The 17167-nt window shown below is 45.4% G+C and carries 16 protein-coding genes; all 16 read right to left on the bottom strand.

Features of this window, described 5'->3' with window-relative positions; all coding sequences use genetic code 11:
* Positions 1–172: 172 nt before the first annotated feature.
* Positions 173–523 (bottom strand): 30S ribosome-binding factor RbfA, encoded by a 351-nt coding sequence (gene rbfA, locus Q0191_RS10450; protein WP_005590924.1) that lies wholly within the window; start codon positions 521–523, stop codon positions 173–175.
* 328 nt (positions 524–851) lie between these two features.
* Positions 852–3653 (bottom strand): translation initiation factor IF-2, encoded by a 2802-nt coding sequence (infB, locus tag Q0191_RS10445; RefSeq protein ID WP_297666177.1) that lies wholly within the window; start codon positions 3651–3653, stop codon positions 852–854.
* A gap of 16 nt (positions 3654–3669) precedes the next feature.
* Positions 3670–3969, bottom strand: coding sequence for a YlxQ-related RNA-binding protein (locus Q0191_RS10440; RefSeq protein WP_148887120.1), 300 nt, complete (start codon positions 3967–3969; stop codon positions 3670–3672).
* Positions 3962–4258, bottom strand: coding sequence for an RNase P modulator RnpM (locus tag Q0191_RS10435; RefSeq protein ID WP_045498837.1), 297 nt, complete (start codon positions 4256–4258; stop codon positions 3962–3964). The genes Q0191_RS10440 and Q0191_RS10435 overlap by 8 nt, the downstream gene beginning before the upstream one ends.
* Positions 4259–4269: 11 nt before the next feature.
* On the bottom strand, positions 4270–5517 hold the full coding sequence (gene nusA / locus Q0191_RS10430; RefSeq protein ID WP_297666179.1) for a transcription termination factor NusA: 1248 nt from the start codon (positions 5515–5517) through the stop codon (positions 4270–4272).
* 63 nt (positions 5518–5580) lie between these two features.
* Positions 5581–6051 carry a ribosome maturation factor RimP gene (rimP, locus tag Q0191_RS10425; RefSeq protein ID WP_311163841.1) on the bottom strand — a complete coding sequence of 157 codons (471 nt, stop codon included), beginning with the start codon at positions 6049–6051 and terminating at the stop codon, positions 5581–5583.
* 164 nt (positions 6052–6215) lie between these two features.
* Entirely contained in the window at positions 6216–8090 is a 1875-nt protein-coding gene (pknB, locus tag Q0191_RS10420; protein ID WP_297666176.1) for a Stk1 family PASTA domain-containing Ser/Thr kinase, read from the bottom strand.
* On the bottom strand, positions 8087–8827 hold the full coding sequence (locus Q0191_RS10415) for a Stp1/IreP family PP2C-type Ser/Thr phosphatase (RefSeq protein ID WP_297666175.1): 741 nt from the start codon (positions 8825–8827) through the stop codon (positions 8087–8089). Before Q0191_RS10415 ends, pknB begins: the two co-directional genes overlap by 4 nt.
* Before the next feature lie 21 nt (positions 8828–8848).
* Positions 8849–10162, bottom strand: coding sequence for a 16S rRNA (cytosine(967)-C(5))-methyltransferase RsmB (rsmB, locus tag Q0191_RS10410; RefSeq protein WP_297666174.1), 1314 nt, complete (start codon positions 10160–10162; stop codon positions 8849–8851).
* On the bottom strand, positions 10152–11090 hold the full coding sequence (gene fmt / locus Q0191_RS10405) for a methionyl-tRNA formyltransferase (protein ID WP_297666173.1): 939 nt from the start codon (positions 11088–11090) through the stop codon (positions 10152–10154). The genes rsmB and fmt overlap by 11 nt, the downstream gene beginning before the upstream one ends.
* A gap of 100 nt (positions 11091–11190) precedes the next feature.
* Complete coding sequence (locus tag Q0191_RS10400) at positions 11191–13596, bottom strand: primosomal protein N' (protein WP_297666172.1); 2406 nt, start codon at positions 13594–13596, stop codon at positions 11191–11193.
* Between the two features lie 65 nt (positions 13597–13661).
* Positions 13662–13976, bottom strand: a complete 315-nt coding sequence (rpoZ, locus tag Q0191_RS10395; RefSeq protein ID WP_005590937.1) for a DNA-directed RNA polymerase subunit omega — start codon at positions 13974–13976, stop codon at positions 13662–13664.
* A gap of 26 nt (positions 13977–14002) precedes the next feature.
* Positions 14003–14635, bottom strand: coding sequence for a guanylate kinase (gene gmk / locus Q0191_RS10390; protein WP_172456453.1), 633 nt, complete (start codon positions 14633–14635; stop codon positions 14003–14005).
* A 112-nt stretch (positions 14636–14747) separates the two neighbouring features.
* Complete coding sequence (locus Q0191_RS10385; RefSeq protein WP_125382212.1) at positions 14748–15281, bottom strand: DUF177 domain-containing protein; 534 nt, start codon at positions 15279–15281, stop codon at positions 14748–14750.
* A 145-nt stretch (positions 15282–15426) separates the two neighbouring features.
* Positions 15427–16812 carry an amino acid permease gene (locus tag Q0191_RS10380; protein WP_045498809.1) on the bottom strand — a complete coding sequence of 462 codons (1386 nt, stop codon included), beginning with the start codon at positions 16810–16812 and terminating at the stop codon, positions 15427–15429.
* A 203-nt stretch (positions 16813–17015) separates the two neighbouring features.
* A partial coding sequence (locus Q0191_RS10375; protein WP_297666178.1) for an SDR family oxidoreductase occupies positions 17016–17167 on the bottom strand: 152 nt, incomplete at its 5' end.

Here is a 17167-nt window from a genome sequence, read left to right as displayed (position 1 = left end):
GATCCTTAGTCCTGCGCGTCTGCCAATTCCGCCATCCCCGCGATTGAGTACTTTACTAGTATAACAGGATAATCTCCCCTTGTCAACACCTTTTTTTCAAAACTTTTAAAAAGTCTTTTCAAAAATAGAAATGAGACAGGCTCAAAAACAAAAGCCTATCTCACTCTTTTCATTAATGTTTTTCCAAATTGCGCAACATCTGATCAATCTTATTACCGTACTCAATAGACTCGTCTTTGACGAAGGTCAAATCTGGAATCTTATACATCTTGAGGTTTCGACCCAGTTCACGCTTAATAGTACCAGTTGCCTTTTCCAAGCCCAGCTGCGCCTTTTGATTGTCCGAAGCCAAGTCACTCATGATACTATAGTAGACCTTGGCCATAGACAGATCACCCAGCATTTGGACATCGGTAATGGTCACACCCTGCACCCGTGGGTCACGGACTTTCTTCTGCAAGATTTCATTGACTTCGCGCTTGATTTCCATTCCTACACGGTCGGTACGAAAATGATTTGCCATAGGATTTCCTTTCTAATCTTTTCTTCTGCAATATGAGGCTGGGACAAAAGTCCTAGCCTCTCAATTGTCTTTGGATTGTCGAGCAAGACGCAGTGGTTGAGTGGGCTCTACTACGCTGATTTCATCAGCTTTTACAGCCCTACTCAACTGTGCGGAGGTGGGACGACGAAATCGAATTCTAACGAATTACCGATTTCTGTCCCACTCTCATATTTTTAGTTTTAGTTGAATGAAAGTCGCTCTAAACTCTTTGTGAAAAGGTGCTTGGGATAGAAGTATCGACTTCCACCCAATATGCTTTTCACTGAGAGTTTTCGACGGATTTCTCTTACTTCTTAATTTCTTCCATGATGTAGGCTTCAATCGTATCATCCACTTGGATATCGTTGTAGCCATCAATCATGAGACCACCTTCGCGGCCGTTAGTGATTTCTTTGACATCATCCTTGAAGTGCTTCAAGCTCGCCAATTGACCGTCATAAATCACAACGCCGTCACGGATGACACGAACCTTGGAATCACGCGTAACTTTACCGTTGATAACCATGAATCCACCGATAGTACCAACCTTGGAAACCTTGAAAGTTTCGCGGATAAGGGCTTCCCCGATGATTTTTTCTTGGTATTCTGGGTCCAGCATTCCTTTCATGGCATCTTCCATTTCTTCGATAACCTTATAGATAATGCTGTGAAGACGGATTTCTACATCATCAGCTTCTGCTTGCTGGCGAGCTTGCGGTGTAGGGCGAACGTTAAATCCAATGATAAAGGCATTTGAAGCTTCTGCCAAAGTTACATCGGATTCATTGATAGCACCAACTGCTGAGTGGACAATGGTAATCTTAACGCCTTCCACTTCAATCTTCTGTAAGGAAGCAGCCAAGGCTTCTACAGAACCTTGTACATCGGCTTTGATAATGATGTTAACAGACTTAACTTCACCGGCTTTAAGGGTATCAAAGAGATTTTCCAGACTGACACGATGAGTAGCTTGACGTTGTTTAAGAAGGGCACGTTTAGCACGTTCTTCACCAGCTGCACGCGCAGCTTTTTCATCTTCATAGACGGCAAAGTGATCACCTGCCATCGGAGTTTCATTCAAACCTGTGATGGAAACCGGCGTAGATGGACCTGCTACTTTGACACGACGGCCCAGGTCATTGGTCATAGCACGGACACGTCCGAAGGTATTTCCGACAACGATTGGATCTTGAACATTCAGCGTACCTTGTTGGACAAGAAGAGTTGCAACTGCACCTTTTCCTTTATCCAAACGAGCTTCGATAACAGTACCGATAGCACGAACAGTCGGATCTGCCTTGAGTTCTTGAATTTCTGCTACAAGCAGAACTGTTTCCAAAAGCTCATCGATGTTTTGGTTGAATTTCGCAGAGATTTCAACAAACTCAGAATCTCCACCCCAAGCAGTTGACATAACACCATGCTCAGCCAATTCACCAATTACGCGCTCAGGATTGGCACCTGGCTTATCGATCTTGTTGATAGCCACAATAATTGGCACATTAGCGGCTTTAGAGTGGTTGATCGCTTCAATAGTCTGAGGCATAACACCGTCATCAGCTGCTACGACCAAGATGGTAATATCGGTAACAGATGCACCACGCGCACGCATCGAAGTAAAGGCCGCGTGTCCAGGTGTATCCAAGAAAGTAATCTTCTTGCCATTTTCCTCAATCTGGTAGGCACCGATATGCTGAGTGATACCACCCGCTTCACCTGTCGCAACGCGAGAGTTACGTAGAGTATCCAAGAGGGTCGTTTTACCATGGTCAACGTGTCCCATGATAGTTACAACCGGCGGACGCTCTACCAATTCATCTGGATTGATATAGCCTTCTTCGACAAAGAAGCGCTCAATATCAGCTGTATCCACTTCTACCTTCTTCTTAGCTTCGATACCGTAGTCCACCATGAGGAGCTCAATAGTATCACCGTCAAGAGATTGGTTTTGCGTTGCCATCACGCCCATCATAAAGAGCTTCTTAACGATTTCAGCTGGCTCGCGCTTGATCCGTTTTGCGATTTCCGCAACGGTCATACCATCTGTGTATTCGAATTCGCTTGGCAACTCATGGAACTTGCGTTCTGTAACAGGTTTTGGAACCTGATTCTGGTTACCTTTTCCTTTTTTATTTTTCTTATTGTTATTCCAGTTACTGTTTCTTTGATTTCTCACTTGATTTTGACTATTTCGATTCTTTTGTTGTTTTCTTGGACCTTCTTCTTCGCGATCAAAATCATCGCGCTTCTTATCTGGTCGAGCTTGTTTTTTACGACGGGTATCTACCGCAGCTTGTGCTGGTGCAGGAGCGGCTGTTTGGACAGCTTCAGCTGGAGCAGGCTTGACTACTTCAGCAACTGCCGCCTCTGCTTGAACCGACTCTTTCCGTCTATTCTGGCGTTCCTGCGCTTCTTTGGCTACTTGAGCCTGCTTGAAACGCTCCTCGCTAGAACGTGCGTACTCCGCATTTTGCTCTGCTTTCAGAGCTGCTGCCCGAGCCTTAAAGTCAATTTTCGGGCCTTGAGGCTGTTGGCGGTTTGGAGCGTTAAATCCTTGATGATTCTGACCATTCCGACGGCCATCTTGACCACGATTATCACGACGGTCATTGCGGCGCTCTTGGCGATCATTGTTGGCCTTGCGGTCACGACGATCACGCTCACTGCCTTCCTTCTGGTCAGAATTTTGTGGTTTGCGGTTATGTTGTTGTTTACGTCGCTCTGCTTGTTCCTTGGCACGTGCTTCACGCTCCGCCTTAAAATTTCGACTTTGTGGTCGCGCTGGAGCCGGTTTAGCTGGAGCTTCAGTTGTCACTGCTTCGGCAACTTTTGGCTCTTCTTTTTTAGCCGGAGCCGCTTCCTTTTGAACTGGAGCAGCTGGTTTTTCAGCTACTTTTTTGGGTGCGGGCTGGACAGCCGCTTCTTTCTCTGGAAGGGGCTTAGCGACTTCTTTAGCCGCGAAGCTAGCCTTGATGCGCTGGCTTGCTTCTTCTTCTACGCTGGAAGAATGGCTTTTGACTTCTAGGCCTAATTCCTTGGCCCGAGCTACTACCTCTTTACTTTCCTTCCCCAGTTCTTTTGCGATTTCGTACAATCTAATTCTAGACAATTCTTGTCCTCCTCTTCTATTGCATAAGAGACCTCATTTTCTTTGTAAAACCAGCATCTGTGACGGCAGCTACTTTACGAGCTTTGCCAATCGCAGTGCTTAATTCCAGTGTTGAAAACACGGTTGACACTTCTATCTTGTAATAATGGCTTTTATCAGTCATTTTTTTCGTCAGATTTGGTCCGGCATCCTCAGCTAGAAAGATCAGATGAACCTTGCCTTCTTGGATGGCTTTGATGACCAATTCTTCTCCTGAAATGATGCGGCCAGCCCGCTGGGCCAAACCCAGCAAGTTTGCTAGTTTTTCTTTATTCAAGACCCAACTCTCTTCTCTTGACCTTGTGATCGACATAGGCAATCAGCTCGTCGTAGAAACTTTCTTCTACTTCCATACTGAAACTACGGTTAAAGACCCGCTTTTTCTTAGCCTGCTGAGCTTCTTCATTATCTAGCTTGATATAAGCGCCCCGCCCATTGGCCTTGCCTGTCGGATCAATGAATACCTGACCTTCTTTATTCTTGACGATGCGCAACAGATCACGCTTGTCAATCACTTCATTTGACACAACTGATTTTCTTAAAGGGATTTTTCTTGTTTTTGCCATATCTGCCTCCCTTATTCTGCGGCTACTGCTTCACTTTCTTCGAGTTCGATTTCAGTTGCCACTTCTGTATCATTCAGCTCTTCCGCTTCAAATTCTGCTGAAAGGGCATCGACTTCGGCTGGTACTTCTTCTGCTACGTAATCTTGACCAAATCCACCAAGCTCGTTGGCTGCTTCCATTGCTTCAAATTCACTAGCTGACTTGATGTCAATCCTAAAGCCAGTCAAATGTGCTGCCAAACGAACGTTTTGACCACGACGGCCGATAGCCAGTGAAAGCTTATTATCCGGCACGACAACCAAAGCTCGCTTATTGTCTTCTGCATGGAAGATAACTTGATCGACCTCTGCTGGAGCAATAGCATTGTAGATGTACTCGGCTGGATCAGCAACCCACTCGATGACATCGATATTTTCCTCAGTCGGAATCATACGGCCACTTTTGGCATCATATTTAGCTGGGTGGAATTTGCTGGTAATCTTCTTGATATTGGCACCACCACGTCCGACGATGGTTCCGATCGCATCTACGTTTGGATTGTGGCTGCGAACCGCTACCTTGGTCCGATCGCCCGCTTCCCGAGACACGCTCATGATTTCCACAGTTCCGTCGTAAACTTCAGGAATTTCCTGCTCCATCAAGCGCTTGATCATTTCTGGATGACTACGACTAACGAAAACATTGACACCACGAGGATTGTCTTCTACTTTGTAGACGAAAACTTCGATGCGGTCATGAGAGGCAAAGACCTCACCAGGAATCTGGTCTTGTTTAGATAATTGTGCTTCAATAGTGCCCAGATTGACATAGATAAAGCGATTATCAAAGCGCTCCACTGTTCCTGACATGATTTCATTTTCATGTTCTTTGTAGGTATTGTAAGTGATGGCACGAGTTTGTTTGCGCATCTTTTCCATGATGGTCTGCTTAGCAGATTGAGCTGCTACGCGGCCAAATTCAGCTGGCGCTTCTTCAAACTTGATCTTGTCTCCCAACTCATAAGCAGAACTGATAGCCAAGGCGTCCTTGAGACTGATTTCCAAGCGGCTGTCAAAGACCTCGTCCACAACTTCACGGACAGTATAGACATGGAAATCACCTGTTTTTTCATTAAACTCAATGGCTGCGCTGTCTGCCTGACCGTAGCGACGACGATAAGCAGAGCGAAGGGATTCTGTCACTGCTTCGATAATATCTTCTTTTTTAATACCTTTGTCCTCTTCCAAAATACGGAAGGCCTCTAGCATTTCTTTACTCATCTTCATGTAACTTTTGCTGAAGCAAAAGTATTCCTTTCTTCATTATATTATTGCGATTTTTCACTAAAATTTAACGGCCAGTCTTGCTTTTGACACCAGACTATATGGAATTTCAACTTCTTTTTTGCGTGTTTTATCCATATATTCCATGAGCAAGACATCGTCTTCAAATCCAAGTAAAGTTCCTTCGAAAACCTTGTTTTTATCCAGCGCCTTATAAAGACTGACATGGATATAACTGCCGACTGCAGCTGCCACAGCTTCCTTGGTCTTAAGCGGGCGCTCCAAGCCTGGACTGGTCACTTCCAGAAAATACTGGTCAGGAAAAGGATCGGGCTTGATAGAGTCCAACAGAGGACTGATAATATCGGTCAAATCTGCTGTATCATTGACCGTAATCCCCTCGGGCTTGTCTACAAAAACACTGAGAACATAGTCACCGCCCATCTTGCCATACTCAATATCTACTAATTCATAGGGTTCTTGGATGGCTGGCTCAATAACTTCTCTTACTAATTCAACAATCGTTGCGATAAGACTGCACCTCCTCACAGACAAGAGGCGAAGATACTTCCTCGCCTCTCTTTTATATTCACTAAGATGATTATAGCATAGTCTGCCTTGAAAATCAAGGGATACGCTTTTATTTATCTACAAAGCCTAAAATAGACTCAATCAGATCACTGCGACTAGCTGCCTCACTGATGGCTCGTCGATGCGCTCGTAGAGCTGCTCGAAGAGCTCGAGTGACTTTCCTCCTCGCTCGTGCTGCTTGAAGAGGATGATGGTTCTGTTCGCTCACTTGTACTAGAAGAGCTAGTGACCGTGCCATCTGTTACGTAGAACCTAATCTTGGTATTTGATTTCAATTTGATGCTTTGACCCGCTGCTGGAGACTGGGATATCACCAAATCAGCTTGACTTGACTCTACAGAACTATCGATAACACGCTCGATTCGAGACGCAGAAATTCCCATCTCCATCAGATAGGCCCGTGCATAGGCATAGGAAACTTGGAGATGTCCGAAGTCAGGCATTTCAACTCTAGTCACCGTTTTAGCCACTGTCAGGGTAATCTGTTTATTTGACGTTACATCATAAGAAGAACCTGCAGCTGGGGTTTGGCTAATGACCACTCCTTCTTCAGCATCAGAACTTTCTTCTTCTACGATCTTGATCAGCTTCTCAGGAATATTGTAAGTGCTTTTCAGATCTTCAATCGCCTCTGAGGATTTCTTACCGACGTAATTTTCTACCGTAAAGGTTTTTGCTCCTTTGGAGACAATCAAATCTACTTTACTGTTTTCACGACGTTGACTATTAGCTGGCGGATCTGTCTTGATGATCTTACCCTCCGCCACTTTATCACTGTAGTCCTCCTTGACTTCTCCTACCTCAAGACCCTTAGCAGTAATGGTCGAACGGGCTTCTGCCACTGTTTGACCTGCTACATCTGGTACCGTAGTATTGGCAGGACTTTTATAGAGCAAGAAGAAGAAGGCTGCAAAAACCAAGAGAATGGCTAAGAACATGACCTTGTATCTAGCTCTTAAATGACGTTTTTTCGGCTTTTTGACTGGAGCTTTTAAAACAGGGGCCTCTCTCTTCACATCAGCCGTAGCTTTAGGAGCCACTGCTTCTGCGACAGGGCTTGGAGCTGACTGAGGAACAGGAGGAACTTTTGGCAGAGTTTTAGTATCTGCCTTGGCTCCATCATCAAAGACCAGTTTCTTTTCATTTCGGCGGTCATAGGATAAGCTGCTAGACAAGTCAACATACATCTCCGCAACCGATTGATAGCGATCGCTCAGCTTTTTAGCTGTTGCCTTAATGACCACATTTTCCAAGGCCTGAGGAACGTTAGGGTTTTCTGCGATGATTGAAGGCAGGGGCTTTTGGAAATGCTGCAAAGCAATCGTCACAGCACTATCTCCGTCATAAGGGATATGCCCTGTCAGCATCTCGTAGAAAATAATCCCCATGGCATAAATATCGCTCTGAACAGTGGCTTTGGAACCCCGTGCCTGTTCTGGCGAAAGATAATGCACCGAGCCCAGCATGGAATTGGTCTGGGTCAGGCTGGTCTCTGCGAAAGCCACGGCAATCCCAAAATCTGTTACTTTAGCATCACCATCTGGTGTTAAGAGGACATTTTGTGGTTTTAGGTCACGGTGGACAATCCCGCGTGTATGCGCCAGGCGCATAGCCAATAGGATTTGCCCCATGATTCTGACTGCTTCTTCGTTTGAAAGTGGAGAATTTTCTTTGATATAGCGCTTGAGGTCAAGCCCAGACACATATTCCATGGCCAAATATTGCTGACCATCTTCTTCTCCAATATCGGAAATCCGGACAATGTAAGGATGATCCAAGTCCGCCATTGCTTTGGCTTCTCTTTGGAAGCGGGCAACTGCAATAGGATCTGTCTGATAATTGGTTCTAAGAACCTTTACAGCAACCTCCTCACCATCAAGTATCAGATCTCGGGCCAGATAGACATCTGCCATGCCTCCACGGCCAATCTGTTTGATGATTTTATATCGCCCGGCAAAGATCTTGCCGATTTGAATCATTCCTGTTCCTCCTTGTCAAAACGAACCAGAGCAACTGTGATATTATCCAGCCCTCCAGCATTGTTGGCAAAGCGAATTAAGGTTTCAGTTTTTTCAGATAAGCTGATATCGCTGGTGACAATATCATAAATTTCGCTGTCTGAAATCATATTGGTCAGACCGTCACTGTTGAGCAGAAGGTAATCACCATCTTCTAACGTGATCATGCCATAGTCAGGCTGCACTTCATCTTTTTGACCAATAGACTGAGTGATAATATTCTTCTGTGGATGGCGTTCCGCCTCTTCTTGGGTAATCTGTCCAGCCTTGAGCAAAGCATTAACAAGTGAATGGTCGCTGGTTAATTGGCTATATTCCTCGCCACGAATCAAGCCAATGCGAGAATCACCAATATGAGCATAAATGGCTTGATTGTCGATGATAGCCAAGGCTTCTAGCGTTGTGCCCATGCCCTTGTATTCTTCATCCTGACCAAATTGGTGAATACGCTGATTTTCTTGCTCCAGATGCTCTGCAAACCATTCACGAACTTGATTTACTGAATCAATCTGGGTATCAACCCATGCGGCACCCAGGTCTGTCACTGTCATTTCACTGGCAATATTGCCGGCCCTGTGACCACCCATACCATCGGCCAAGATAATCATGGTTTTGCCAGCCCGATTTACAAAAAGATTGGCATAATCCTGATTATTTGTCCGCTTTTGACCAACATCTGTTAATATTGAAATTTCCATACTGCCAGTTTCCTCCTCCATTTAAGACATCTTCCTAAATTGACTGATAAAAAATCCATCACTGCCATATAGTTCTGGCGTAATCAAGATACAGCCGTCTTTCACGATATCTTCTCTTTCATGTTCTAGTCTAACTTGCTCAAAGTTTGAATGTCTTTCTAAGAATTTCTTAACCACTTCAAAATTCTCTGTAGACACAATCGTGCAAGTACTATAAGTTATTATACCACCTTTACGTAGACTTTGACAAACGCTATCTAATATATCCAGCTGAATTTTTTGTAAATTTTCAAAATCGGCGTTTTCTTTATTGTACTTAATGTCTGGTTTGCGACGAACCAAGCCGATGCCAGAGCAGGGAGCGTCCACTAGGATTTTATCAAAAGCATTTGGTCCAAAAGTCTCAAATACCTTGGTTGCATCCAGTTTTTTAGTGGTGATTTTATCCGCCAAACCTAGACGTTCTGCGTTTTGACGAATCAAGTTCAGCTTATGGTCGTAAAGATCCAAGGCTGTAACCTGACCACTCGTCAAATAGGAAGCCATGTGCACAGCCTTGCCACCCGGCGCACTGCAAGCATCCAAAATCTGCTCATGGCCCTCAATCTGCAAGGTTGGAGGCACCAGCTGGCTAGACTCATCTTGAATAGTAATCAAGCCTTTTTCAAAGAACTCATGACCAGCAAAATGGCCTTGCTTCTTGACCAAGGCTGAAGGTGCCAAGAGCGAATCGTCCGCATCCAAAACGGCTTTAATTTCTTCCTTTCGAGCCACATCCGTCACTCGAATGCTGGCCTTGTTGCGCTCAAAGAGACTAGCAAAGATAGCTTCCGCGCGTTCTTCCCCGTATTCGTCAATCAAGACCTTAACCAGCCAGACCGGTAGAGAATATTGGACTGAGTAGCGCTTGTTCTTGCGGTTGATAGTGGCCGGATCAGCTGCACCTTCCCGCCCAATTTTCCGCAGGATGGCATTGACATATTTTTCACTGCCACGCTTGCGGCCTTTTGCAATCTCAACAGCTTCATTGACGACAGCATGCTGGGGAATTTTATCCAGATAGAGCATCTGATAAAGGCTGAGCTCAAGCAGGATATATAGCCAAGCATCCAGCTTGTCTCTATCCTCCACCCAATGAGCCAGCTGCCATTCCAGACTAATTTTGCGAGCGACCGTTCCATAGACCAGCTCCGTGACCAAGCTTTTATCAGCTGAACTGAGGCTACTTTGTTTCAGAGCCTTATTGAGGGCAATATTGGAATAAGCTCCCTCCTCAAAGACTTCTTCCAGAATTTCCAGAGCAAACTCTCGGGCTCTGTTTTGCTTACTTTCCAAATTCATCACCTACTGCTAAACTCCGACCCAGACCGTTGAGAAAGTCCTTGATGTCCATTTTGGGCTTGCCGAATGGCTGCACCGTCTTTAGAGAAAGGGCTCCCTGACCCGCCGCGACCACCAATTCTTTCTTATTGATTGTCATGATTTCACCTGGACGACCGCTGCCTTCTACTTGGCTAACCTCGTAAATCTTGAAGCGCTGGCCAGCTAGCAGGGTATGGGCCACCGGCCAAGGATTCATGCCCCGAACCTGATTGAAAATCTGGCGACTGGTCTTTGTCCAATCAATCCGCTCTTGCTCTGGGCTGATATTCGGTGAAAAAGTCACCAGCTCTGTATCCTGAGGCTGGGCTTGAATCTCTCCCGCTACATAGGCTGGCAAGACTTCTAAAAGAAGATCGCGACCGATCACAGCTAGTTTTTCAAAGAGAGTTCCCACGTTATCAGACTCTTCAATAGCTGTCGCTCGACTGGCAATCATATCACCAGCGTCCATCTCCTTGACCATCTCCATAATGGTCACACCTGCTTCCTGGTCACCATTTATCAAGGCATAATGAATAGGCGCTCCGCCACGGTATTTTGGCAAGAGAGACGCATGGACATTCACTGCGAAGTTAACACTGTCCAGCAAACGGCTAGGCAGAAATTGGCCAAAGGCTGCTGTCACAATACCATCAGCTCCTAAGTTCATAAGCTCTTCCAAGTCAGCGCTTTTAGCTAACTTTTCTGGTTGGTAAACTGGCAAGCCGTTAGCTAAAGCCACTTCCTTGACCGGTGTCATGCGGATTTCCTTTTTGCGGCCCACCGCTCGGTCTGGTTGAGTGACCACTGCTAAAATTTCATATTGTTCGTTTTCCAGCAGGCCTTTTAAGACCGTTGCTGAAAAGTCAGGCGTTCCCATAAAAATTAATTTCACTGTCATTTCCTCAAATCTGTCGCAAAATCCCGTCACCTGCGACTGTTTTTCTTTCTATTATATCAAAAAAGCGAGCAAAGCTGATAGCTCTCGCTCACTTTTGCCATCAGATAAAATTCTGGGGTTCATTATCAATACTGAGCCGCAGGTCCTTGTTTTCCGCTTGCTGCGTTAGTTCCAAGACCCGATTAAGTGTAACTTGCAGGTCATCCTCAAAGCGATACTTCAGTAAAATCTGATAATGATAGAGATTGTGGGTTCGAGCAATGGGCTTGGGTGTGGGGCCCAAAATTTGCACCTTGTCCGATAAGCCACTCCGTAAAATATCCATGACCTGATAAGATTTCTTGACCACCGTTTCCTCATCCTTGTGGGATAGGGTCAGCCCGACTGTATAGTAATACGGCGGATAGCCCAACTGCCGACGGATTCCCATTTCATAGGCGTAGAAGCCTTCATAGTCCTGCTTTCTAGCAAAGTCAATGGCATAGTGCTGAGGATTGTAAGACTGGATAAAAACTTGTCCAGCTTTTTCAGCACGACCTGCCCGACCGGCTACCTGAGTCAGCAGCTGAAAGGTCCGCTCAGAAGAGCGAAAATCTGGCAAATTCAGAGCTGTATCCGCATTGAGGACACCGACCAAGGTCACATTAGGAAAATCCAAGCCCTTAGCAATCATCTGAGTTCCTAGCAGAATGTCTGCCTGCCCCTGACCAAAAGCCTCTAGGATCTCTTCGTGGCTCCCTTTTTTTCGGGTCGTATCCACATCCATGCGCAGAATGCGAGCCTCTGGAAAGAGGGTCGCCAGCTCATCATAGGCCTTCTGCGTCCCCGTACCATAGTAGCGAATGCTGCGACTGGCACAATTAGGACAGGTTTGCGGAATGTCCTTGGTGAAGCCGCAGTAGTGGCAGTTCATGGTCTTGGTATCCATATGTAGGGTCAGAGAAATATCACAGTTGGGACAGGTGTCCACCGTGCCGCATTCCCGACACATGACAAAGCTGGAATAGCCTCGCCTGTTGAGCATGAGAACCGTCTGCTCACCCTTCTCCAGACGATCCTGAATAGCTTCTAGCAGGACTGGAGTGAAATTACTGGCTTCATTTTGCCCGATATAATCTCGAAAGTCCACCACTTGAACCTGAGGAATCTGCGCTAGCGGATTGGCCCGCTTGGTCAGCTGCAAAAAGTCATAAACGCCACGACTAGCTCTAGCCCTGCTTTCCAAACTCGGAGTCGCCGAACCCAGCACTAAAACAGCTTGATTGTAACGAGCTCGCAGGAGAGCCACTTCTCTAGCATGGTAGCGAGGATTGGAATCCTGCTTGTAGGAGGACTCATGCTCTTCATCAATAATGATGGCTCCGATATTTGTCAGCGGAGCAAAGATGGCCGAACGAGCACCAACAACGACCTGAGCTTCTCCCCGCTCCACCTTGCGCCATTCATCGTACTTCTCACCGTCAGATAGACCGGAATGCAAAATAGCCACCTTGTCACCAAAGCGCGAGATAAAACGGTCGGTCACCTGAGGAGTCAGAGAAATTTCCGGCACCAGCATAATTGCCGTTTTGCCTTGACCTAGAGCCTCCTCAATCACCTTGAGATAAACCTCGGTCTTGCCACTCCCTGTCACTCCTTCTAGCAAAACGGGTTGAGCGTTTTCTTTACCGATTTTTTCACAAATCGCAGCGACCGCGATTGCCTGCTCCTCATTGAGAACCAGCTTTTTATCCTGTCGATCCTTTTGGAAATGCGCTACAGACCGGCTGACCTCTCTCTCCTCTATATGGAGAAGCTCCCTTTCTAAGAAAATGTTGACTACTGCAGGCGAAAAGAGTTTGCGTAAATCTTTGAGACGACCTGATTGTGGATTTTCCAGCAAATAAGTCTGAAGTTCCTGTTGCTTTTTTGCTCGAGTAGGAGGCAGGAACTGAGCCAATTTCTCTCTGTCCACCTGATACCAAGTTTCTGTCTTGATATGCTTACGGTCGGTCGCTTGGTATTCCAAGCGAATCTTACCAGCCTGGGTCAACCGCATGAGCTTAGACTGACTTTTCTTATCCAAATCAGAAAAACGAAGACTGGTTGACTTACCGAAAATAGCCTGTCGCTCCGCAACTGAAAGCTGCTCCGTTGGATAAAGCAACTTGTCGTAGCTGGAATTCAGAAGACTTGGCAACATGGCCTTCAGGATGGAAATTTTATAGGAAAAGACAGACTGGCGCAACTGGTCAGCCAACCAGAGCTGCTCCGCATTGAGAACCGGCCTAAAGTCCAGAACTTCTGCAATATCTTTCAATTCTCCGATATGCCCCGCCAAATCTTCAGCTTTCTCATCAGACAAGCCAACAATCAGCCCCTGAATCAATCGACCGCCCTTACCAAAAGGCACATGCACCCGCATCCCAGCTTGTAGCATCCCAGAAAACTCCTCTGGAACCGCATAGCTGTATGGTTTATCCGTCTGCATCAGAGGAACATCGACAATAATCTTGGCAATTTTCACACTCTCACCCCGCTTTCCCTAAACGCCATATTCATAGAAAAAAATAAGATTGAGTAGCCCCAACCTTAAATTTTCTCACCCTCTTCTTTTTCTTTGGCAATTTGTTCTTTGATCTTGCGCTCTTCTTCTTCTTTGCGCAGGCGTTCTTCTTCCGCACGTCGGCGAACTGCTTCGCGTTTTCCTTCTGGATCTGGGTGAATCACAACATTACCAGATTCAATTTCTTCCAAAGCGCGTAGTGTTGATTTCACTGACTTGAAATCCTGAGTTGGCTTAGCACCAGCTTCTAGCTCATGGGCACGCTTAGCTTCTAAGATAACCAAAGAATATTTTGACGGTACCTTGTCCAACAAGGTGTCAATAGACGGTTTTAACATCATAATTATTTACCTAATTTCTAACTTTATTAACGGACGACTGCTTCATCCTTAGGAAGCATGTCTTGATAGTGACCGATGACACGGTCCACACGAAAATGCTCGGCTTCAATCACACGTTTCACACGTTCAGCTGCCAAAGGTACTTGGTCATTGACAATGGCATAATCATACTCACGCATCAAGGCAATTTCTTCTTTTGCTTTCTCAATCCGCTGAGCAATAACTTCTGCACTGTCTGTGCCACGACCAACCAAACGGTCTTTCAACTCTTCCAAGTCTGGCGGAGTCAGAAAGATAAACACAGCATCGGGCACTTTTTTCTTGACTTGAAGTGCTCCTTGGACTTCGATTTCCAAGAAAACATCTATACCTTTATCCAAGGTCTCATTGACATAAGTAAGTGGAGTCCCGTAATAATTGCCGACATACTCTGCATACTCGAGCATCTGCCCTTGACGGATCAACTCCTCAAACTCTTCACGAGTGCGAAAGAAATAATCAACACCATCAACTTCTCCAGGACGCTGCGGACGAGTCGTCATAGATACAGAATACTGAAACTGATTGTCCGTACTCTCAAAAATTTCCCGTCTTACTGTCCCTTTTCCAACGCCTGAGGGGCCAGAAAAGACGATTAACAAGCCTCGTTCTGTCATCATATCTCCTTCACAGTCTTTCTATCTAGTGTAACAAAATTACGTTCATATTTCAAGAAGATTCAAAGAGATTTCCTTGATAATCCTCCAGAATTATGCTAGATTTTAGACGTTTTTATTCATCAAATAAACCTTGAAGGCTGGCAAAAGGACTGTTGGCTTCTTTCTTCTCCATTTGCTGCTTTTGGTAGTCTTCCTCCGTCAACACCTGCCAGTCATTTCCCGTAGGCATACTCGCACCAGCTTCCTCTTCAGGAGTCAAAACTTTCAGCGGAATATGAAGCAAAATATTGTCCGCCACACTAGCTGCCAAATCGATCGAATCCCCCTCAAATGGTAGAACCAAATCATCTTCCAGCAAATCTTTTTGCACAGAGCCATCTTCGACAGAAGCAAAGACTTCATGAACCGTGTAGGCTTCCTCCCTATCAACTGGAGCCATACTGCGACTAGAAGCGAGGGTAATCTTGTAGGTCAAGGTGTAATCCAAAAAATAAAGCCCATTTTCATACTGAGCCTGACCTCTAGCCACGATCTTCTGGATATCTAACACTTCACGATTACGCTCTTGTAGCTCTTGCGCTAAATCAAACTCTTGGTCGAACTGCAAGCCGCCAGCATTCTTCTTAATTTCTTGAATATTTAACATTTCAGCCTCGTTTTACATTATTTTTTTCTTCATTATATCATTTTCTCGACCAAATACCTATACCCCAAATAGCCAATGAAACAACTAAAAAGAAAATCTCTCAGCCAGCTGGACTGAGAGAAAACACGTTTTTCCTAAAAAGGGATTATTTTCGGAATTTGAACTGGCTGTAAAGACCAAAGACGATGATCCAGACGGCTGATCCGATTGCTCCCACTACCGTTGACTCTTGTAAGAAAAGAGTGACAAAGACAAAGGCAAAGAAGAGCATGGTCAAAGGATTGAGAAACTTGTAAGCTGGCATGAGATAACCATCTGCCATAAAATCTGGTGACTTACGATATTTGAGGTGGGCCAGCATAGTCAGACCATAAATAGCGATGTAAACACCAGATGAGGAGGCCGTAATGAGAGCAAAGGAGTCCGATACCCCCGGAAGAATCTTGATAAAGGCCGCAAAGGCAATGGTAGCCGCCGAAGCCAAAATCGCATTCTGCGGAACATTTTGCCGAGATAGTTTCCCAGCTCCTATTTTCTCAAGAAAAGGATTGGGCGTATCGTGGGCAATCTGATACAAATGGCGACCTGTTGAGTAAAGGGTCGAGTTTAGTGCGGAGGCCGCTGAGGTCAGAACCACGAAGTTAATCAAGGCTGCCGCCCATTTGAGACCCGCTAACTTAAAAACGATAACAAAGGGAGAGTCAGCCGTTGCCAGTTTTTCCCAAGGAATGATGGCCATAATGGCAAGGAGAGACCCCCCGTAAAACAAGACAATCCGCAAAGGAATTTCTTTGATGGCCTTTGGCAAGACCGCCCGTGGATTAGCCGTTTCAGAAGTGGTAATCCCGATAAATTCAATGGCCTGATAGGCAAAGAAAACCATCTGGAAAGCCATGACAAAACTTACAAAGCCATTAGGGAAAAGCTGAAAACCTCGTCCAATATTCCCAAGACTAGCTACTCCGTGAGGCGTTTTAAAGCCTGTCAATACCATAAAGACAGCCGTTGCAATCAAAGCAATAATAGCTACAATCTTTATCATAGCAAACCAAAATTCGACCTCGCCAAAGACTCGAACCGCTATCAGATTGACCAAGCTAAGAAGGGCTAGAAAGACAAGCTGAATCATCCAAGCTGGCCAGTCAGGAAACCAGTACTGCACATACTGGGCAACAGCCGTAATCTCAGCCATTCCGATAAAAATCAGAGAAATCCAGTAGGACCAACCAGAAAAATACCCCCAGCCAGTTCCCAAATATTTGGTAATAAAGTTGATAAAGGTATGCTGGTCAGGGTCATAATAAAGCATTTCCCCAATCGCCCGCATCATCAGATACATGAAAAGACCCGTCAGCATGTAAATCAAGATAATGGATGGACCCGTCAGGCTAATCGAGCGTCCCGCCCCCAAGAAAAGCCCCGTACCAATAGTTCCAGCAATGGCTATAATCTGAACATGCCGATTTTGTAAGCCACGTTTCATCCCGTTCTTTTCTGTTTTTTCGTTGTTTTTCAACTCATTTTCACTCATTCAATCATTTCCTTTCACAAATCGCTTTATTGTATCACAATTCAAGCAATTCTGCTAGAAATTCTTTTATTTTTATCTATAAAAGTTAGAAAAAATATTTATTTTTATGCTAAGACCTGTTAATCTTCATCTTATGCTCTTAAATTTATCTTCTCTTTTGTAGTAGATTACCACGGATGATGTCCCCAAACTCAGTAGATCTCCTATTTCAAACTCCAGCCACCGTCGATTTTGATAATCTCGCCCTGCATAGCAGCTGCCTTACCGCTTGCCAAAAAGAGGCTGATATCAGCTACTTCTTGAGGATCCAGCCAGCGCTTGATCGGCGTTTCCTCAGCAACCCAGTCTGCCAGTC

Origin of the sequence: uncultured Streptococcus sp. (assembly GCF_938036805.1) — a bacterium.
Lineage (GTDB): Bacteria > Bacillota > Bacilli > Lactobacillales > Streptococcaceae > Streptococcus.
This window is presented reverse-complemented; position numbering and strand designations above follow the sequence as displayed.